The sequence below is a fragment of the Phenylobacterium sp. genome (genome assembly GCF_019636135.1).
GTDB lineage: Bacteria > Pseudomonadota > Alphaproteobacteria > Caulobacterales > Caulobacteraceae > Phenylobacterium.
Window position 1 is genome coordinate 1 of the sequence record NZ_JAHBYD010000023.1, and the last position, 20,063, is coordinate 20,063.

General features: G+C 72.7%; 15 protein-coding genes. 5 read left to right on the forward strand and 10 right to left on the reverse strand.

The window, feature by feature from the left end; all coding sequences use genetic code 11:
• Nucleotides 1–59: 59 nt before the first annotated feature.
• Together polA and KF737_RS15840 are read right to left on the reverse strand one after the other, a co-directional pair.
• Entirely contained in the window at nucleotides 60–2,954 is a 2,895-nt protein-coding gene (polA, locus tag KF737_RS15835) for a DNA polymerase I (protein ID WP_296456876.1), read from the reverse strand.
• A gap of 31 nt (nucleotides 2,955–2,985) precedes the next feature.
• Nucleotides 2,986–3,798, reverse strand: coding sequence for an isocitrate lyase/phosphoenolpyruvate mutase family protein (locus KF737_RS15840; RefSeq protein ID WP_296456879.1), 813 nt, complete (start codon nucleotides 3,796–3,798; stop codon nucleotides 2,986–2,988).
• Nucleotides 3,799–3,938: 140 nt separating this feature from the next.
• On the opposite strand from KF737_RS15840, the gene recF reads away from it, so the two are divergent.
• From recF to gyrB, 3 genes are all read left to right on the forward strand, one after another.
• On the forward strand, nucleotides 3,939–5,072 hold the full coding sequence (gene recF / locus KF737_RS15845) for a DNA replication/repair protein RecF (RefSeq protein ID WP_296456882.1): 1,134 nt from the start codon (nucleotides 3,939–3,941) through the stop codon (nucleotides 5,070–5,072).
• A gap of 9 nt (nucleotides 5,073–5,081) precedes the next feature.
• A complete protein-coding gene (locus tag KF737_RS15850; RefSeq protein WP_296456885.1) occupies nucleotides 5,082–5,924 on the forward strand; it encodes an alpha/beta fold hydrolase in 843 nt (280 codons plus the stop codon).
• Nucleotides 5,925–6,117: 193 nt separating this feature from the next.
• Nucleotides 6,118–8,553, forward strand: a complete 2,436-nt coding sequence (gene gyrB, locus KF737_RS15855; protein ID WP_296456888.1) for a DNA topoisomerase (ATP-hydrolyzing) subunit B — start codon at nucleotides 6,118–6,120, stop codon at nucleotides 8,551–8,553.
• A 44-nt stretch (nucleotides 8,554–8,597) separates the two neighbouring features.
• Here the strand turns inward: gyrB and recQ are convergent, their stop codons facing one another.
• Nucleotides 8,598–10,430: a DNA helicase RecQ gene (recQ, locus tag KF737_RS15860; RefSeq protein ID WP_296456891.1), complete on the reverse strand. Its 1,833-nt coding sequence runs from the start codon at nucleotides 10,428–10,430 to the stop codon at nucleotides 8,598–8,600.
• 122 nt (nucleotides 10,431–10,552) lie between these two features.
• Entirely contained in the window at nucleotides 10,553–12,031 is a 1,479-nt protein-coding gene (locus KF737_RS15865; RefSeq protein ID WP_296456894.1) for an ADP-ribosylglycohydrolase family protein, read from the reverse strand.
• Nucleotides 12,032–12,122: 91 nt separating this feature from the next.
• Here KF737_RS15865 and KF737_RS15870 point away from each other — a divergent pair, with 91 nt between their 5' ends.
• Complete coding sequence (locus tag KF737_RS15870; RefSeq protein WP_296456897.1) at nucleotides 12,123–12,761, forward strand: NUDIX domain-containing protein; 639 nt, start codon at nucleotides 12,123–12,125, stop codon at nucleotides 12,759–12,761.
• 194 nt (nucleotides 12,762–12,955) lie between these two features.
• Here the strand turns inward: KF737_RS15870 and KF737_RS15875 are convergent, their stop codons facing one another.
• The 4 genes from KF737_RS15875 to KF737_RS15890 all read right to left on the reverse strand — a co-directional run bounded on the left by KF737_RS15875 (nucleotide 12,956) and on the right by KF737_RS15890 (nucleotide 17,228).
• A complete protein-coding gene (locus tag KF737_RS15875) occupies nucleotides 12,956–13,708 on the reverse strand; it encodes an enoyl-CoA hydratase/isomerase family protein (RefSeq protein ID WP_296456899.1) in 753 nt (250 codons plus the stop codon).
• Nucleotides 13,705–14,748, reverse strand: a complete 1,044-nt coding sequence (locus KF737_RS15880; protein WP_296456901.1) for a TauD/TfdA family dioxygenase — start codon at nucleotides 14,746–14,748, stop codon at nucleotides 13,705–13,707. Before KF737_RS15880 ends, KF737_RS15875 begins: the two co-directional genes overlap by 4 nt.
• 9 nt (nucleotides 14,749–14,757) lie before the next feature.
• The gene (locus tag KF737_RS15885) at nucleotides 14,758–16,521 is read right to left on the reverse strand and encodes an amidohydrolase family protein (protein WP_296456904.1); all 1,764 of its coding nucleotides are present in this window, start codon (nucleotides 16,519–16,521) and stop codon (nucleotides 14,758–14,760) included.
• Between the two features lie 227 nt (nucleotides 16,522–16,748).
• On the reverse strand, nucleotides 16,749–17,228 hold the full coding sequence (locus tag KF737_RS15890; protein WP_296456906.1) for a hypothetical protein: 480 nt from the start codon (nucleotides 17,226–17,228) through the stop codon (nucleotides 16,749–16,751).
• A 40-nt stretch (nucleotides 17,229–17,268) separates the two neighbouring features.
• Between KF737_RS15890 and KF737_RS15895 the strand changes: the two genes are divergently transcribed.
• The gene (locus KF737_RS15895; protein WP_296456909.1) at nucleotides 17,269–18,390 is read left to right on the forward strand and encodes a DNA cytosine methyltransferase; all 1,122 of its coding nucleotides are present in this window, start codon (nucleotides 17,269–17,271) and stop codon (nucleotides 18,388–18,390) included.
• Between the two features lie 58 nt (nucleotides 18,391–18,448).
• Here the strand turns inward: KF737_RS15895 and KF737_RS15900 are convergent, their stop codons facing one another.
• Nucleotides 18,449–19,339 carry a patatin-like phospholipase family protein gene (locus KF737_RS15900; protein ID WP_296456912.1) on the reverse strand — a complete coding sequence of 297 codons (891 nt, stop codon included), beginning with the start codon at nucleotides 19,337–19,339 and terminating at the stop codon, nucleotides 18,449–18,451.
• Between the two features lie 20 nt (nucleotides 19,340–19,359).
• The gene (locus KF737_RS15905; protein WP_296456914.1) at nucleotides 19,360–20,037 is read right to left on the reverse strand and encodes a VOC family protein; all 678 of its coding nucleotides are present in this window, start codon (nucleotides 20,035–20,037) and stop codon (nucleotides 19,360–19,362) included.
• Nucleotides 20,038–20,063: the final 26 nt, after the last annotated feature.

Here is a 20,063-nt window from a genome sequence, read left to right on the forward strand (position 1 = left end):
GACTGACGGCCTTTCGGCCGCCCGCATCCAGATGCGATTGCCCTGCCCGGCGGGGAGGATCAGTGCGCGTCGTCCCAGTTGGTGGCGGCGCGGGCTTCGACCACCAGCGGGACGCTGATCTGCAGGGCGGGCTCGGCGGCGGTCTCCATCACGCGCCTGGCCACCGCGATGACGCGGTCGGCCTCGGCCTCGGGGGCCTCGAAGACCAGTTCGTCGTGGACCTGCAGCAGCATCTTCGCCTTCAGGCCCGCGTCGAGGAGGGCCTGCGGCATGCGGATCATGGCGCGGCGCATCACGTCTGCCGCCGCGCCCTGGATCGGGGCGTTGATCGCGGCGCGGTCGGCGAAGCTGCGCTCGGCCTGGCTCTTGCCGCGGGCGGCCGGCACGTGGACCTTGCGGCCGAATATGGTGGTGACGAACGCCTGGCTGCGCACCTGCTGGGTCTGGCGGTCCATGTAGGTGCGGATGCCGGGGAAGCGCTCGAAGTAGGTCTTGATGTAGGCGCCGGCCTCCTCGCGCGGGATGCCGAGCTGGTTGGCCAGGCCGAACGCCGAGATGCCGTAGACGATGCCGAAGTTGATCGCCTTGGCGCGCCGGCGCGTGTCGGCCGGCATGCCCTCCACCGGCACGCCGAACATCTCCGACGCGGTCATGGCGTGGATGTCGAGCCCCTCGGCGAAGGCGCGCTTGAGCTGCGGGATGTCGCCGATGTGAGCCAGCAGCCGCAGCTCGATCTGCGAGTAGTCGGCGCTGATCAGCACGTGGCCCGGCTCGGCGATGAAGGCCTTGCGGATCTTGCGGCCTTCCTCGGTGCGGATCGGGATGTTCTGCAGGTTGGGGTCGGTGGAGGCGAGGCGGCCCGTGGTGGCGGCGGCCAGGCTGTAGCTGGTGTGGACGCGGCCGGTCCTGGGGTCGATGGCCGCCACCAGGTTGTCGGTGTAGGTGCCCTTCAGCTTCGAAAGCTGGCGCCAGTCGAGCAGGATGCGGGGCAGCTCGTGGCCCTGGTTGGCCAGGTCCTCCAGCAGCGAGGCGTCGGTGGCTGCGGCCCCGGTCGCGGTCTTCTTGCCCGACTCGATGCCCATCTCGCTGAACAGGATGTCGCCGATCTGCTTCGGCGAGCCCAGGTTGAACGGCCGCCCGGCGACGCGGTGGGCCTCGGCCTCCAGCTCGACCATGCGCACCGAGAAGTCGTGGCTGAGCTGCTGCAGGATCTGCGGATCGACCTTGACCCCTTCCATCTCCATGCCGACCAGCACCGCGGGCATCGGCCGCTCCAGGCGCTCGTAGACCGTGGCCATGTGCTCGTGCGCCAGGCGGGGCTTCAGGTGCTCCCAGATGCGCATCGTCACGTCGGCGTCCTCGGCCGCGTAGGCGGTCGCGGCGCCCAGCTCGACGTGCTTGAAGCTCTTCTGCGCCTTTCCGGTCCCGGCGACCTGCTTGTAGGGGATCGGCTCGTGGTCGAGGACGCGCTTGGAGAGGTCGTCCATGCCGTATTTGTTGTGCAGCCCGCCCTCGAGGGCGAAGGCCAGCAGCATGGTGTCGTCGATGGGCGCGACCTTGATGCCGTGCCTGGCCAGCACCGCCATGTCGTACTTGGCGTTCTGGGCGATCTTCAGGACCGACGGGTCCTCGAACAGCGCCTTCAGCTTGGCCAGCACGACGTCCTGCGCCACCTGTTCCAGGTCGGCCGGCGCGTCGAAGGCGAGGCCGCCCTCGTTCTCGTTGGCGTGGCCCACGGGAATGTAGCAGGCGCGGCCGGGCGCCGTGCAGAGCGAGATCCCGCAGAGGTTGGAGGAGAGCGCGCCCAGCGCATCCGTCTCGGTGTCGAACGCGACGACGCCGGCCTCGAAGGCCCGCGCGATCCAGGCGTCGAGCGCGGCCTTGTCGCGCACGCACTCGTAGGCGGCGTGGTCGATGGCGCCGTGGACGGGCGCGGTGACGCCCGCGGCCTTGATCTCGGCCATCACCGCCTGCACGCCCGCCTCGCGGCCGGGCGCGATGGCGTCGGTCACGCGCCGCGCCAGGGTGCGGAACTCCATCTGTTCCAGGAAGGCCTGCAGCTCGCCGGTGTCGGGGTCGCGCACCACGAGGTCGTCGATGGCTTCCGGCAAGGGCGTGTCGCAGTCGAGCTGCACGAGCTGGCGCGAGAGCCGGATCTGGTCGGCGAACTCGATCAGGGTCTGGCGGCGCTTCTCCTGCTTGATCTCGCCGGCCCGGGCCAGCAGCGTGTCGAGGTCGCCGTACTCGTTGATCAGGGCCGAGGCGGTCTTGACGCCGATGCCGGGGGCGCCCGGCACATTGTCGACGCTGTCGCCGCACAGCGCCTGGACATCGACCACCTTGTCGGGCGTCACGCCGAACTTCTCGAACACCTGATCGGGGCCGATCTTCACGTTCTTCATGGTGTCGAGCATCGACACGCCATCGCCGACCAGTTGCATCAGGTCCTTGTCGGACGAGACGATCACCACCTCGCCGCCCAGGTCGCGGACCTTGCAGGCGTAGGCGGCGATGATGTCGTCGGCCTCGTAGCCGCCCAGCTCCAGGCAGGGCACGCCGAACGCGCGCGTCGCCTCGCGCACCAGCGGGAACTGCGGGACCAGGTCCTCCGGCGGCGGCGGGCGGTGGGCCTTGTACTGGTCGTAGAGCTTGTTGCGGAAGGTGACCTCCGACTTGTCGAACACCACGGCCAGGTGGGTCGGCGCGTCGGGCTGGGCCTTCATGTCGACCAGCAGCTTCCAGATCATGTTGCAGAAGCCGGAGACGGCGCCGACCGGCAGGCCGTCGGTCTTGCGCGTCAGCGGCGGCAGGGCGTGGAAGGCGCGGAAGATGAAGCCCGAGCCGTCGACGAGATAGAGCCGGACCGCCGGGCCGTCCTGGGTGGGTTCGCGGCCGGTGTCGGGAAGGGGGGCGTCGGGCAGCGGCGGCGTGTCGGCGTCGAGCGTGTCGGTCATGCGCGCAAGATAGGCGGCCGGGGCGGCGAGGTCACCCGCCCGAGAACCGCTTTTGCAGCGCCGGCGCGCCCTGGCCCGCGGCGCCGAGCGCGCCCACGTCGCCCGTCTCCAGGAACGCCGCGGCCGCCTTGGCGAGCGCCGCGAAGGCCGCCCCGAACGTCGCCGTTCCGGCCGAGAGGCGCCGCGCGCCCAGGCCCGCCAGCGCCTTCGCGTCGGGCACGCCCGGCCAGGCGATGACGTTGAGCGGCCGCGGGATCGCCGCCGCGAGCCGCCGGATCAGTTCGGCGTCGGCCGCGCCCGGCACGAAGACGCCGCTGGCGCCCGCCTCGGCGTAGAGCCGGCCGCGCCGGATCGCCTCGGCCTCGGCCGCGTCGCCCTCGGCGAGGCGCTTCAGGTAGACGTCGGTGCGGGCGTTGATGAAGAGGTCGACACCGGCCTTCGCGGCGGCCGCGCGGGCGGCGGCGATCTTGCGGGCGTGCAGGTCGGGGTCGCGGGCGCCGTCCTCGAAGTTGACGCCCACGGCGCCCGCGTCGATGACCCGCGCGATGTTGGCGGCGAGTTCGCCGAGGTCGTCGGTGAACCCGCCCTCGAAGTCGCAACTGACGGGCAGGTCGGTGATCCGCACGATCTCGCGGACCATGGCGCAGGTGGTGTCGACGGCCAGGATGTCGCCGTCCGGCCAGCCGTGCGCCCAGGCGACGGCGGCCGACGAGGTGGCGAGCGCCTTCGCCCCGGCGTCGGCGACCGTGGCGGCCGAGGCCGCGTCCCAGACGTTGGCCAGGACCAGCACGTCGGGGCCCTCGTGCAGGCGGTGGAAGGCTTGGGCTTTGGCGGCCTGGCTCATGGTTGTTCCCTCTGGTCTCGATACCGGTCCGAGGACGCAGATATGGGGCCGTCTGTGACATCCGCTGGCGGAATCCGGACATGAACGGATAATCGTGGGCGGCGTCGCGGGTCGGGGCGAAACCCGCTAAGACCGCGCTCGTGACCGCCGCTGCGCTGACGCGCCTCTTCCTGACCGACTTCCGCAGCTATGCGGCCGCCGAGCTGACCCTCGACGGGCGGCCGGTGTGGCTGGCCGGGCCGAACGGGGCGGGGAAGACGAACCTGCTGGAGGCGGTCAGCTTCCTGATCCCGGGCCGCGGGCTGCGCGGGTCCAGCCTTGCCGAGGTCGGACGGCGGATGCCGGGCGAGGCTGTGGGGCGCGCCTGGGCGGTGTCGGTGACGGTGCGGGCGGGCGACGACGAGCTGCGGCTGGGCACCGGCGTGGAACAGGGCGGGGCGTCGCGCCGCGTGGTCCGGGTCGAGGGCGAGCCGGCGCCGCCGGGCCGGCTGGCCGAGCACGTCCGGCAGGTCTGGCTGACGCCGGCGCAGGACCGGCTGTTTCTGGAAGGCGCGGCCGAGCGGCGCCGCTTCTTCGATCGCCTGGTGTTCGCCGCCGAGCCGCAACATGCGGTGCATGTGCAGACCTACGAGAAGGTGATGCGCGAGCGGATGCGCCTGCTGACCGACGGGCCGGCCGACGCGGCGTGGCTGGACGCGCTGGAGGCGCGGCTGGCGGAGGCCGGCGTGCTGATGGCCGAGGCGCGGGCGCGGACGCTGGCGGCGCTCAGCGCCGAGATCGGCACGCGGGGCGAGCGGCCGTTCCCGCAGGCGCGGCTCTCGCTGACCGGCGACTGGGAGCGCATGGCGGGCGAAGGCGTCGACTTCGCCGAGATCGAGGGGCGGCTGGCCCGGGCGCTGGGCGGCGCCCGTGAGCGGGACGCCGCCGCCGGCCGCGCCCTGACCGGCCCGCACCGCGGCGACCTCGCCGTCGTCCACGTCGAGAAGGACCGCCCCGCCGGCGAGTGCTCCACCGGCGAGCAGAAGGCGCTGATCCTGAACCTGGTGCTGGCCCAGGCCGCGCGCCTGGCCCGCGCCGAGGCGCCCGCGCCGATCCTGCTGCTGGACGAGGTGGCCGCCCACCTCGACGCGCGCCGCCGCGCCGCCCTCTTCGACGAGATCGAGGCGCTGGGCCTCCAGGCCTTCCTCACCGGCACGGACCAGATGCTGTTCGACGGCCTGGCGGGCCGCGCCCAGGGCTTCGCGGTGGACGCCTCGGGCCTAGTGGCGTGCTAGGACTGAGGGATGAGTGAGACACGCGACGTTTCGGTCGGCGGCCTCGACTTCGCCGTCGACCTCTACGGGCCGGACGCCGGCGCGCCGGTGCTGATGCTGCACGGTTTCCCGCAGTCGCGGGCGGCGTGGCGGACGCAGGGGGCGGCGCTGGCGGCCGCGGGGTTCCGTGCGATCGCGCCGGACCAGCGCGGCTATTCGGAGGGCGCGCGGCCGGCGGGGATCGAGCCGTACGCCGCGGCCAACATCGTGGACGACGCGCTGGGGCTGATGGACGCCCTGGGACACGAGAGCTTCCACCTCGTCGGGCACGACTGGGGCGGGCAGATCGCCTGGCTGGCGGCGGCCCGGGCGCCCGAGCGCATCCGCAGCCTCGCGGTGCTGTCGCGGCCGCACCCGGCCGCGTTCGCCCGGGCGTTCGCCAACGATCCCGCGCAGGCCGCGCGCTCGGGCCATCATCGCAGCCTGCAGGACGACGCGACGGTCGCGGGCATCCGCGCCAACGACTTCGCCGGCCTGCGGGCCATGTTCGCCGGCGCCGGCGTGCCGGCCGAGACGGCGGGCCTCTACATCGAAACGCTGTCGCCGCCCGGCGCGCTGGAAGCCGCGATCGCCTGGTACCGCGCAGGCGGTTCGGCCTCGCTGCGGGCCGGCGACGTCCCGCCCGTCGCGGCGCGGACGCTCTACGCCTGGGGCGACGCCGACACCACGGTGGGCCGCATGGCCGCCGAAGCCACCGCAGACTTCGCCACGGGGCCTTACCGCTTCGAGGTGATCCCCGGCGCCGGCCACTTCCTGACCGACGAGGTTCCCGACGCCGTGAACCGGCTCCTGCTGGAGCACCTCGGCGCCTGAGGTCTCTCGCGCGCGTACACGCGTACGCGGGAGGTGCATAAGGCGCAGCGAACCCCTATATTCGGACATGAGAATCGGTCGGCGAGCGGCCGGCGGCGGCCCTCCCCTGATTCCCTGGGCGGCGCCTTCAACCCCTTCGAGGTCGGGACGGGCGTCCAGGCGGACGCTCCAGCCCGATTCAACCGGACGCGTGATGAGCGAAGACAACGAGATTCCCGAAGGCCCCAACGGGGATGGCGCGGCCGAATACGGCGCGGACTCCATCAAGGTGCTGAAGGGCCTGGACGCGGTGCGCAAGCGGCCGGGCATGTACATCGGCGACACCGACGACGGCTCGGGCCTGCACCACATGGTCTACGAGGTGGTGGACAACGCCATCGACGAGGCGCTGGCCGACTATGCGACGCGCGTTGAGGTGATCCTGAACGCCGACGGGTCGTGCACCGTCACCGACGACGGCCGCGGCATCCCCACCGACATCCACGAGGGCGAGGGCGTCTCGGCGGCCGAGGTCATCATGACCCAGCTCCACGCCGGCGGGAAATTCGACCAGAACAGCTACAAGGTCTCGGGCGGCCTGCATGGCGTGGGCGTGTCCGTCGTGAACGCGCTCTCCGAGTTCCTGCGGCTGAAGATCCATCGCAACGGCGACATCCACGAGATGGAGTTCCGCCACGGCGATGCGGTCTCGCCGCTGGTCGTCACCGGAAAGTCGCCGATGCGCGAGAACGGCCAGCCGCTGACCGGCACCGAGGTCACGTTCCTGCCCTCGCTCGCCACCTTCAAGTTCATCGATTTCGACCTGAAGACGCTGGAGCACCGCCTGCGGGAGCTCGCGTTCCTGAACTCGGGCGTGACCATCTGGCTGAAGGACCACCGCGGCGCCGAGCCGTTCGAGGAGGTGATGAGCTACGAGGGCGGCATCGAGGCCTTCGTGCGCCACCTCGACAAGGCCAAGACGCCGCTGATGAAGACGCCCATCGTGGTGCGCGGCCGCAAGGACACCGTCGAGCTGGACCTGTCGCTCTGGTGGAACGACGGCTACCACGAGAACGTCCTCTGCTTCACGAACAACATCCCGCAGCGCGACGGCGGCACGCACCTGGCGGCGTTCCGCTCGGCGCTGACCCGGATCATCACCGGCTATGCGGAGAGCTCGGGCGCGGCGAAGCGCGAGAAGGTCTCGGTGTCGGGGGAGGACGCGCGCGAGGGCCTGACCTGCGTGCTGTCGGTGAAGGTGCCGGACCCGAAGTTCTCGTCGCAGACCAAGGACAAGCTGGTCAGCTCGGAAGTGCGCCCGGCGGTGGAGAACCTCGTCGGCGAGGGCCTCGCCACCTGGTTCGAGGAGCACCCGAACGAAGCCCGGATGATCGTGCAGAAGATCGCGGAGGCGGCGGCGGCGCGCGAAGCGGCCCGCAAGGCCCGCGAGCTGACCCGCCGCAAGTCGGCGCTCGACATCACCTCGCTGCCCGGCAAGCTCGCCGACTGCGCCGAGAAGGACCCGGCCAAGTCCGAGATATTCCTGGTCGAGGGCGACTCGGCCGGCGGCTCGGCCAAGCAGGCGCGCAACCGCGACAACCAGGCGATCCTGCCGCTCAGGGGCAAGATCCTGAACGTCGAGCGGGCGCGGTTCGACAAGATGCTGTCGTCGGAACAGGTGGGCACGCTGATCACGGCGCTGGGCGCCGGCATCGGCCGCGACGACTTCAACATCGAGAAGCTGCGCTACCACAAGATCGTCATCATGACGGACGCCGACGTCGACGGCGCCCACATCCGGACGCTGCTGCTTACCTTCTTCTACCGGCAGATGCCGGAGGTGATCGACAACGGCTACCTCTATATCGCCCAGCCGCCGCTCTATAAGGCGGCCAAGGGCAAGTCGGTGCGCTACCTCAAGGACGACGCCGAGCTCGAGGTCTACCTGATCGACGAGGGCACGGATTCCGCCACGCTGGACCTCGCGAACGGCGAGCGGCTGACGGGCGCCGACCTGCTGGCGCTGGTGCGCGAAGCGCGCGGCGCCAAGGCCAACATCGAACGGCTCGCCGCCCGCGCGCCCGCCTTCGCCATCGAGCAGGCGGCGCTGGCCGGCCTGCTGGGCGACGACGAGGACGTGGCCGCGGCGGCCAGGCGGCTGGACCTCTACGCCGAGGAGGGCGACGGGCTCTGGTCGGGCGAGCCGGCGGCCGGCGGCGGCTACGCCTTCAGCCGGGTGAAGCGCGGCGTCTCCGAGAAGCTGGTGCTGGACGACCTGCTGCTGCACGCCGCCGACGCGCGGCGGCTGGCCGAGCGGGCCTCCAAGATGAGCGAGACCTTCTCGGGCGTCGCGACCTTCACGCGCAGGGATCGCACGGCCAAGGTGCGCGGGCCGCTCGACCTGTTCAACGCGGTCATGGACAACGGTCGCCGCGGCCTCTCCATCCAGCGCTACAAGGGCCTGGGCGAGATGAACGCCGAGCAGCTCTGGGAGACCACGCTGGACGTGGAGGCCCGCACGCTGCTGCAGGTGCGCGTGAACCACGCCGACGACGCCGACGACATGTTCACCCGCCTGATGGGCGACCTCGTCGAGCCCCGCCGCGACTTCATCCAGGAGAACGCGCTCGACGCGGAGGTGGACGTCTAAGGCCGAACCCCGCGGCGCCCTGCATTCGGGCGCGGGCCGGCGCGTCAGCCGGCGAAGGCGCCCACCACCTCCAGCACCGCCTCGCCGTAGTGGGCGAGCTTGGCTTCGCCGACGCCGTTGAGCCGGGCGAGCGCCGCGCGCCCGCCCGGCCGGCTGGCGGCGATCTCGGCCAGGGTGCGGTCGTGGAAGATGACGTAGGGCGGCACGTGCTGGGCCTTGGCCTCGGCCGCGCGCCAGGCGCGGAGCGCCTCGAACAAGGGCTGGTCCGACGCGGCGACCGCCATGGCCTCGCGACCCTTGCGCCCGCCGCGGCCCTTCGCCGCCTTCGCGTCGGCCTCGGGATGCTTGCGCATGGCCACGGTCCGCTCGCCGCGGAAGACGGCGCGCACGGCCTCGGGGTCGCCCAGGCCCACCAGCGGGCGGCCGTCGTTGGGGTCTTCCTTCAGCAGCCCCTCGAACAGGAGCTGTTCGGTGAGGTCGCGCCACTGCGTGGCCGACAGTTCCGGCCCGATGCCCCAGGTGGAGAGGCCCTGCTCCCAGTCGCTGGGGTCCTTGGTCTTGCCCAGCAGGTGGTCGACCACGCGGCCGCGCCCGAAGCGGCCGCCCAGCCGATGCACGGCCGAGAGCGCCTTCTGGGCCGCCTGGGTGGCGTCGGCGGTCTCGACGGTCCCGAGGCACAGGTCGCACTGGCCGCAGGGCTCGACGCCCGCCTCGCCGAAGTAGCGCCGCACCGTGGCGGCGCGGCAGCCGGCGCCGTCCAGCAGGGCGTAGAGCTGGCGCACCTTGCGCGCCTGGACCTGCTTGGCCGCCTCGTCCATGTCGCGCTCGGCGACGCGCTTGAGCGCCCAGGCCATGTCGGCCGCGCCGTAGAGGGTGATGCCCTCGGCGGGCTCGCCGTCGCGGCCGGCGCGGCCGATCTCCTGCCAGTAGGCCTCGATGGACGACGGCGGATCGGCGTGGATGACGAAGCGGACGTCCGGCTTGTCGACACCCATGCCGAACGCGATGGTCGCGACCATCACCGCATGGTCGGCCTCGAGGAATTCCTCCAGCCGCGTCTCGCGCAGCCGCTTGTCGAGGCCGGCGTGGTAGGCGACGGCCGGTACGCCCGCGCCGCGCAGGGCCTCGGCCAGCTTCTCGGTCTTGTCGCGCGAGCCGGCGTAGACCACGCCCGAACGGTCCGGCCGCGCCGCGACGAGGTCGATCACCCGCTTCTCGGCGCCGCCGCGCTTGCGCTCGGCGGACAGGATCAGCTCGGGCCGCGCGAAGCTGGCCACGAACTCGGCGGACTCGGTCAGGCGCAGCTCGGCGCGGATGTCCTCCCGGGTCCGGGCGTCGGCCGTGGCGGTGACGGCCAGGCGCGGGACCTGCGGGAACAGCTCGGCGAGCCGGCCCAGCATCCGGTATTCGGGCCGGAAGTCGTGGCCCCACTGGCTCACGCAGTGCGCCTCGTCGATGGCGATCAGCGCCAGGGGGGTGCGGCCGAGGCGATCCAGCATCCCGGGTTGCATCAGCCCCTCGGGCGAGACGTAGAGGATGTCCAGCTCGCCGGCCTCGATCCGCCGCCAGGTCTCGGCCCGCGCCTCGGGCGCGATGTTGGAATCGAGCCGCGCCGCCGCCACGCCCGACTGGACCAGCGCCGCGACCTGGTCGGTCATCAGCGCGATCAGCGGCGAGACCACCAGGCCCAGGCCGGGCCGCAGCAGGCTGGGGATCTGGTAGCAGAGGCTCTTGCCGCCGCCCGTGGGCAACACGGCGAGCGCGTTGCGGCCCGCCAGCACCTCGGCGATCACCTCGGCCTGCAGGCCGCGGAAGTCGTCGTGTCCGAAGACGCGGCGCAGCACGTCCCTTGCCGCGCGCAGGGGGGCGGTGTCCATCGGACGGGCTTCGGCCTCAACGAACGCGGCGGACATCGCGCCTGTATGACCTGCCTTGCGCGCGAGCGCCAGCGCGCGTTCCGGGTTTGATCCCGGCGTTCGGCGCGCTTTCCTGTGGACGGTCAGACGGGGGCCAGCACCCGTTGCGGCGCATGGGTCGCGTCGCGGGCGGCATGGGCGAGCAGGCGGCCGGCGACGTCGCCCAGCGCCTCCAGCACGTCGAGGCGCTGGACCCAGGCATGCGGGATCACGTCGACGCCGTAGAGCACGCCCCAGATCTGGCCGGCGATCGCGGCGGTGGTGTCGCTGTCGCCGTCGTGCTCGGCGGCGAGGCGGACGGCGTCCTCGAAGCCGTCGGCGCGCAGGGCGGCGTAGAGGCCGATGGCCAGCGCCTCCTCGCCGGTCCAGCCCTCGCCCAGGACCGCGACGGCGTCCTCGGGCGGAATGTCCTCGCAGGCCGCGAGCCGGCGCGCATCGCGGACCAGGGCCAGCACGTCGGCGCTGTCGGCCGCCTTGCCCAGCCGCGCCTCCATCCGGTCGAGGGCGGCGGTCATCGGCGTCTCGTCGAGCAGGTCGCGCAGCAGGCCGGCGAGCGCCGCGGCGGGGAGCCGGCCGCAGGCGTGGCCGTGCGTGAGGGCGGCGACCTCGTGGGCCAGGTGGAACGCCGTGTCGGCGTCGATGGCGGGCACGAGGCCGAGCGGGGCGATGCGCATCACCGCGCCGCTGCCCTTCGAGTCGTTCGCGGGCAGGCCCAGCGTGCCGCGGGCGCCGGCGCCGAGGGCCGTCAGGCAGGTGCTGCCCGGCGCGCGGACGGCCCAGAGCTCGCGATGCTGGCTGAGGCCGGCGGCCGCCGAGGTCCAGTCCTCGCGCTGGGTGCGGAACCAGGCGAGGTAGGCGTGGCGGATGCGGGCCAGGATGCGGTCGCGGGACGGTGGTCCGGCCAGGGCGAGGCCGCTCAGCAGGCCGTCGGCGGTGAACAGGGTCATCTGGGTGTCGTCGCTGACCACCAGGCGCGCGGGCGCCGAGAGCCCGCCCGCCGCGCGGATCCGGGAGCGCGACCTGAACTCGACGGGATAGCCCATCGCGTCGCCCACCGCGCCGCCGACCAGGCCGCCCAGGATGCGGCCCGCCATGTGATGCTCGGCCAGCGGGCGCAGGGCCGGCGCGGGCTGGGCATGGGTCCGGGCCGCGACCTCGCCGGACGGCGCGCCCAACTCCGCGAGGAGTCGGGCGGCCGCCCGGCGTGCGCGCGCACCGCTCTCGTCGCAGTGGAGGAGCACCCTTCCTCCACGGCGCAGGGTGGCGCGCAGCCGATGGCCAGCGTAGCTCCACAGCCGCTCGAAGCGCGCGTCGGGAGCGGCGCTCGTGCGCATGGGGACCTGGTGCCACTGGTGGGCGAGCGGCGACAGGATCTCCGGGAGGTCGGCATGGCCGGTCAGCCTCTGCTCGTGCGCCGACAGCAGCGTGACGATCGCGTCCGGCCGGAAGGCCGCCACCGCGCCGAGATCGTCGGCGCCGGGGCACGGGGAGACGCCGATGGCGGCGCGGCCGTGGGGGATCACATCGATGCGGAACGCATTCGCGGCACAGGCGAGAGGCATCGTGGGGGAACCTCGATTGACAGGCGTACGGCACAACTTAGTGTGCGGTTAACACTTAGCAGGGACGACTTAGTGTCGTCAATACACAAAGATGGCTTTCACCTACGCCTATCCGCATCCCGCCGTGGCGACCGACATCGCGGTGTTCACCCTGCGGCGCGGGGCGCTGAACGTGCTGCTGATCGAGCGGGCGGGCGAGCCGTTCAAAGGCGCCTGGGCGCTGCCGGGCGGCTTCCTGCAGCCGGACGAGGAGCTGGACGCCTGTGCGCGGCGCGAGTTGCAGGAGGAGACCAGCGTCGAGGCCGAGGTCCTGGTCCACTTCGGCAACTTCAGCGCGCCCGGACGCGACCCGCGCGAGCGGGTGATCTCGGTGGCCTACCTGGCGCTGCTGGCGTCGGACGAGCTGCGGCTACAGGCCGACACCGACGCGGCGCAGGCGCAGTGGTTCGCGCTGGACGCCCTGCCCGAGCTGGCCTTCGACCACGCCATGATCCTGAAGCATGCGCTGGCGGCGCTGGGGGCCCGGGCGCGGGAGATCCAGCCGCTGTTCGCGCTGCTCCCGCCGCGCTTCACGCTCAGCCAGTTGCAAGGCGCCTACGAGGCGGTGATCGGCGAGGAGGCCGAGAAGCGGAACTTCCGCAAGATGGTCGCGACCCTGGCCTGCGTGCGCGAGACCGAAGACTTCGTCCACGGCGCCCACCGCCCGGCAAGGCTGTACGAGCCGGCGTGATCTCACCGCCGCCCCCGCCCCCCATGCTCGTCATCCCCGGCCTTGTGCCGGGGATCCATCCGTCCGCGTGACGGAACGTTGGAGCGAGCCGCGCTGCGCGGCCCGCCGCAGGGCTGCCGGGAAGCTGAACCATGGATCCCCGGCACAAGGCCGGGGATGACGAGCATGGGGGGCGGGACGAAGGCGGACGCCGATCAGCCCTGCTTCACCGTCTTGTTCTGGAAGCCGGCGATGCGGGCTTCCATGTCGGGGCCGCGGCCGGCGCCGCGGAAGATCTCGTGGGCCAGGCCGTCCTTCTGCGCCATGCCGTCGGTCTCCGTGAGCAGGCGCTTGTTGGCGCGGTGGCTGAACCAGGAGTTGGCGAGGACCTGGGCGCACAGCTCGGCCAGCCGGCTCTCGAACTCGGCGTCGGGGACACAGAAGTCCGCCAGGCCGATGCGTTCGGCTTCCGGCCCCATCACGGTCCGGCAGGTGAACATCAGCTCGCGGGCGCGGTAGGTCCCGACCCGGCGGGGCAGGCGCTGGCTCATGCCCCAGACCGGCGTCAGCGCCCACTTGGCGTGGGTGTCGGCGAAGCGCGCGCCCTCGGCGGCGAAGACGATGTCGCCGCTGAGCGCCAGCTCCAGCCCGCCCGTGTAGCAATGCCCGTGGACCGCGGTGATCACCGGCTGCGGCAGGTCGGCCAGCCGCTCGATCACCTTCGACTGGAAGAAGGGCTCGGGCAGCTTCTCGCCCGCGGCGATGTCGCTGAGGTCGTGGCCGGCCGAGAAGCAGCGGCCGGCGCCCTTCAGCACCACCAGCCCCACCTTGTCGGTCTCGGTCGCGATCTGCCGGACGTGGGCGTCAAGTTCGCCGAACAGCGCCACGGTGAGCGCGTTCAGCTTGTCGGGGCGGTTCAGGGTCAGGATCGCCGCGCCGTCGCGGTCCTCCCGTAACACGAGGCTCATTGTGCGGCGTCCATGCGGCTGATGGTGAGGTTTTTCGCCCAGTGCGTCCCCATGCGGTTCACGAACTGCGCGGGGCGTTCCGCCAGCACCTCGGTCTCGAGCCAGAGGCGCTTCAGGTGGCGGATCTTCCCCGCGGCGCGGTCGTCCTCGTAGGGCGTGCGGCCGTGCAGGACGTGGAAGTTGTTGATGAACTGCATGTCGCCCGGCTGGAAGTCCATGATCACCGAGTACTCGCCGCCCTCGGCCATGTCCTGCATCCAGGCCAGCGCCTCGATGGCCGCGGGCGTCAGGCGCGGGGCGTCCGCGTGCCGCTGCGAGGCCAGCACGTAGGGGCGGATCAGGCGGATGAAGAGCCGCCCGTTCAGCTCGGTGAAGATCGGCATCGGGTACCAGCCCGGCCGGCCCGGGGCCTGCTCGCCGCGGTAGTCGAACGGCTGCGGCCTGTAGAGCTCGGCGGCGAGGTCGGGCCGCTCGCGGACCAGCCGGTTGTGCAGCGCCACCGAGTTGCAGACCGCCGAGAGCCCGCCCGAGACGCCGGTCTGCAGGCACATCAGGCCCACGAGGTCGCTGCCGTCGCAGTGGAAGTCGAGGCCGACGAGGCCGATCTCGTTGCCGCGCACCGTTGGATCGCCGGGCGGCTTGTTGTGGTCGGTGACGTCGCCCAGCAGGTGGCCCTTGGCGTTCTGCGGCCACGGCTTGCCGAGGTGCGCGCCGATCCCCCAGTAGGCCATGCACATCTGGTCGTTGGTCCACCGCTCGCGCGGCAGGCCGCGCAGGCGCACGAAGCCGCGGCCGTCGATCAGCTCCTTCTCGATGCCCTTCAGGCGCGCCGCCAGCGTCGGCAGCGGGAAGGCGTCCTTGCCGATCTCCAGGAAGTTGCCCGAGACGCCGAAGGCGTGGGCGACCGCGGCCTCCAGCTCGTCCTGCTCGGCGCGGCTGAAATGCTCGGTCCAGGTTTCCGGGTCGGCCACGTCCCTGGCCGTCCACTCGCAGCCGGTCTCCAGCACCCGGGGCCGGAACTCAGGCGTCACCGCATTCATCGCCGCCTCCTATTCCGCCGCCAGGCGCGCGGGGGCCGGCTGCGCACCGCGCAGCAGACGGCCCGGCAGCGCCCCGGTGGGCTCGCCGTCGCGGTAGGTCACCTGCCCGGCCACCACGGTCGCCGTGTAGCCCTCGGCCCGCTGGATCAGCCGCCGCCCGCCGGTGGGCAGGTCGTAGGCCACGCTGGGCGCCTTCAGCCGCAGGCGCGGGTAGTCGATGACGTTGAGGTCGGCGCGGAAGCCCGGCTGGACCAGCCCGCGGTCGAACAGGCCCACGGTCTCGGCGGTGTCGCGGCACTGGGCCTTGACCATGTGCTCGAGGCCGAGGGTCGGCCCGCGGGTGCGGTCGCGCGTCCAGTGGACGAGGTTGGTGGTCGGGAAGCTGCCGTCGCAGATCATGCCCACGTGGGCGCCGCCGTCGCTCAGCCCCGGCACTACGCAGTCGTGGCCCAGCATCGTCCAGACATGGTCGAGGTCGTCGTTCGCGTAGTTCAGCAGCGGCAGGTACAGCAGGCCGCGCCCGTCGCCCGGCCCGCCGTCCAGCATGTGGTCCAGCGCGATCTCGTGCGGCGCCCTGCCGGTCCGCTGCGAGATCGCGGCGATGGAGCGGTCGGGCGTGGGCTCGTAGTCGGGGCTGTCCTCGCCCAGCAGGTGGAAGCGCTCCCACGACCGCATCGGCGAGGCGCCGGCCGCCTGCCGCGAGGCCGCCTCCTCGGCCAGGAGCCGGGTGCGGAATTCCGGATCGCGCAGGCGCGCCACGCGCTCGGCCAGCGGCAGGTCCTTGATGGCCCTGTAGCTGGGGTGGCTGGTGAACGGGTTCACGGTCAGCTCCAGGCCGAACAGCACGCCCACGGGCCGCGTCGCGACCTGGGCGCGGATCTGCTGGCCCGCGGCCTTCGCCTCGCTCATCTGCTCCAGCATGTAGCGCCACTGGTCGGGATGGCGCGGGCTCTGCAGCAGCGAGAACGACAGCGGCCGGCCCGAGCGCTCGACGATCCGCCGCAGCATGGCGAACTCCTCGACCGGATCGTTGAAGTCGCTGACGACCTGCAGCACGCCCTTGCCGGCCCCGTTGTTGGCCGCGGCCATGCCCAGGGCGATCCCGGTCAGCTCGTCCTCGCCGGCGGTCAGGGTGGCGATCGGCGAGCCGTCCGAGCTCCTGTGGTTGAGCGTGCGCGAGGTGCCGAAGCCGATGGCGCCCGCCTCCATCGCCCGCTTCGCGATCGCGGCCATGGCGTGGATGTCGGCCTCGGTGGCGGGCGCGCGGTCCACGCCGCGCTGGCCCATCACGTAGACGCGCAACGCCGCGTGCGGCAACTGGCTGCCGACGTCCACGTCGAACGACCGCTCGGACAGCCGATCGAGGTATTCCGGATAGCTCTCCCAGTTCCACGGCAGGCCGTCGGCCAGCACCGGGAAGGGAATGTCCTCGACGCCCTCCATCAGGCGGATCAGGAGGTCGTGGTCGTCGCTGCGGCAGGGGGCGAAACCGACGCCGCAGTTGCCCATCACCACCGTGGTGACCCCGTGCCACGACGACGGCTGCAGCCGCGCGTCCCAGGTGGCCTGGCCGTCATAGTGGGTGTGGATGTCGACGAAGCCCGGGGTGACGATCTGGCCCCGCGCGTCGATCTCCTCGGCGCCCGAGCCGGCGATCCGGCCGACCGCGGCGATGACGCCGTCCTTCACCGCCACGTCGGCCTCGAAGGCCGCCGCGCCCGCGCCGTCCACGACCGTGCCGCCGCGCACGACGAGGTCGAAGGCCTTTTCCATGGGCTGCGCTCCCTGTGCCGCGGCGCCGCCGTAGGCGCCTGCATACCGCGTTTTCCGCATTGTGCCGCCCTTGCCTCAGGGCAGGTCAAGCGGGAACTCGGTGCGCGACGCCGGGGCCTGGAGCGGGTTGCGATCTGATGGAATCAGATCAGATCGCAACCCGCTCCAGGTTCTTGTTTTGGCGCGCGTTTATTCCGAAAACCGGTTCCCACTTTTCGGAACGCGCTCTAGCCGCCCTTCGGCAGGTCCGCCGTCCTGGCCGCGCAGCCGCGCAGGCTCTCGTTCACCAGCACCACCTCGGCGCTCATCGGGTAGCGCGCGTCGCTCATGCCGTCCGAGCAGTCGCTGGCGTAGAGCGTCACGGTGATCTGCTGGCCGTCGGCGGTCCTGGCCACCCAGATGGCCCGGCCGGCGTCGATCGCCGCGCCCGGCGCCTCGGCCACGAGGTCGGGATGACCAGGGCGCGTGAGGGTCAGCTTCGTCCCGTTCTCGACGGTCAGCGCCCAGAAGGGCTCGGTCCCGCGCGCCGTGATCGGCCGGCTGACGTCCAGGGTCGAGCCCTTCGGCGTCGCGGCGGGCGCGTCGGCCGGCGGCGGCGCGGGCTTGCCGTCCGGAGCCTGCGGCTGGCAGGCGCTCAGCACGAGCGCGCCCACCAGGGCGAGAAGGGGGGCGAGAAGGGAGGGCAGGATCGGGGCGGCGGTCTTCATGCGCGCGATCTTGCGGCAAATCACGCTAGCGTCCATCGCCGTGGCCGTGACGCGCACCTTCTACGAGTTCTTCGCCGGCGGCGGCATGGCGCGGCTGGGCCTGGGCGAGCGATGGGCCTGCGCCTTCGCCAACGACTTCGACCCGGTCAAGTCGGCGACCTATCGCGCCAATTTCGCCGACGCCGCGGCCCACTTCCGCCAGGGCGACGTCTGGGCGCTCTCGCCGGCCGACCTCCCGGGGCGCGCCGACCTCGCATGGGCGTCGAGCCCCTGCCAGGACTTCAGCCTCGCGGGCGCGCGGGCGGGCCTCCACGGCGGCCGCTCGTCCGCCTTCTTCGGCTTCTGGCGGCTGATGGAGGCGCTGGACGACGCGGGCCGGGCGCCGCGCGTCATCGTCATCGAGAACGTGGTCGGCCTGCTCACCTCGCGCGGCGGCGCCGACTTCGCGGCGCTCGGGGCGGCGCTGGCGGCGCGGGGCTACGGCTTCGGCGCGCTGGAGATCGACGCGGCGACCCGCCTGCCGCAGTCGCGGCCCCGCGTGTTCGTCGTGGCGGCGCGGGACGTTCCGGCGAGCATGGTCGGCGACAGCCCATTCCACACCCGCGCCGTGCGCGCGGCGCAGGCCGCCCTGCCCGCCGAGGTCGCCCGGCGCTGGGCCTGGTGGCGGCTGCCCGCGCCGCCGGCCCGCAACAGCGACCTCGCTTCGGTGCTGGAGCCCGACGGCGCCGTGCGCTGGCATACGCCCGCCCAGACCGCGCGCCTGCTGGACCTGATGGGGCCCCTGCACCGCGCCCGGATCGACGCCGTCACGGGCCGCGCCGTCGGCGCCGTCTTCCGCCGCACGCGCCACGAAGACGGCCGTCGCGTGCAGCGCGCCGAGGTCCGGTTCGACGGCGTCGCCGGCTGCCTGCGCACGCCGCGCGGCGGCTCCTCACGCCAGGCCGTGGTGGTGGTCGAGGACGGCCGCGTCCGGTCCCGCCTGCTCAGCGCCCGCGAAGCCGCCCGCCTGATGGGCCTGCCGGAGACCTACGTCCTGCCCAGGGCCGCCACCAACGCCCTGCACGTCACCGGCGACGGCGTCGCGGTCCCGGTGGTCCGCTGGCTGGCCCAGGCGTTGCTGGAGCCGATGCTCCTCCCCGCGAAGATCCTCGCGGCCGAATAGGCCCTCGCTTGTCATCCCGGTCTTGGGCTCCGCCCAAACCGGGATGTGTGGCGCGCGGTTACGCCCAGAACGCCCGCAGGTCCCCGGCCATCGCCGCGCCCTGGGCGAGGCCGGCGCGGGCGGCGTCGGCGCGTTTGCGGAAGTCCATGAGGTTGCCGCCCATGGCCGCCTGGCTCTCGGGCGTGGGGCTGACGACCGTCACCTGCGCGCCGCCGGCCTTCAGGGCCTCGACCTCGGCGTCGAGGCTCTCGAACATGCGGACCAGCGAGGCGCCCGGCGTGAACTCGCGCGGCATCACCGAGATCACCACCACGCGCCCGTGCCCGGCCGCCAGGTCGGCGTTGGTGGGCGAGCGCACGCCGCCGTCCATCCAGCGGCGGCCCTTCAGCGTGACCGGCGGATAGACGCCCGGCACGCTGCAGCTCGACGCCACGGCGCGGGCCACGCCCACGCCGGAGTCCCTCGTCCAGAGCTGGAACGCGCCCGTGGCCACATCCACCGCCGTGCAGGCGAAGCCGCGCGAGGGCCAGGCGTCGTCGGGCAGGCTCGCGAAGCTCCTGCCGAAGCTCCTGATGAACGCGTCCTCGTCGATGGTCCGGGCCGCGAGCGCGAAGGCGCCCAGTTCGACACGAGCCGCCTCGGCGTCCTTCGCGCCCTGCTGCGCGGCCGCCATCAGCCGCATCATCCTCGACATGTCGGGCGGCGTCCGCCCGCCGCGGTCGGTCGACTGCACCGGCGAGGCCGCATCGCCCAGGATCGGCTCGGCCAGGGTCGCCGTATCGGCCCCCATCGCCAGCCGCGCGCCCACGAACGAGCCCGCCGACGTGCCGAGCGTGAACTCCGCCTGTCCGAGATCGACGCCCGCCTGCGCGAGGCCGGCCAGCAGCCCGCTCTCCCAGGCGATCCCCACGGGCCCGCCGCCGCCCAGCACCAGCGCACGAGACCCCATGGCGCGACTCCCTCCCGTTTTCAGGCGAGGCTACCCACGATCGACGCGCGCTGCGAGAGCTCGATCCAGTTGCCGTCGGGGTCGCGCACCATGGAGATCCGCGCCGTGGTCCCGAGCGTCAGCGGCGCCAGCGCCTCGCGCCCGCCCCTGGCCAGCACCTGGGCGTGTTCGTCGTCGACCTTGAAGACCTGGAAGGTGATGTAGCGCCAGCCGGCTCCCTGCATGCCGGCGTCGGCCGGCGCGCCGGGGTCGGCCTCCAGCAGGATCAGGCTCTCGCCCGCCCGGAACGCGCCCGGGCGTTCCTCCGGCAACCCCAGCGCCTCGGCGTAGAACCGCCGGTGGGCGTCGAGGTCGCGCACGCCGATCCGCACGCCGATCTGGGTCACGCCCTCGTGCCCGGGCGGGACGAGGCTGACACGGTTGCCTTCCGGATCGGCGAGGGCCTTGGGCGCCGCGAGCCCCTCGCGTGCGATCACCAGCTCCAGGTAGCCGCTGGGCGCCGCGGCCGGCAGCGGGGCCGTGTGGTGGTTGATCTTCAGGACGCTGCCCAGCACGTCGTGGCGGTGCTGGTCCTGGCCCTTGCGGATCGGCAGCAGGTGGTCGAACGGGATGCCCGCCTCGCCCTGCCAGAAGGCCAGCATGGGGCCGATGTCGTTGGTCGAGAGGCCGATGTCGACGCGGGGCTTGGCGAGCTGCATGTGTCCTCCCTTGCGCCGCCAGCATG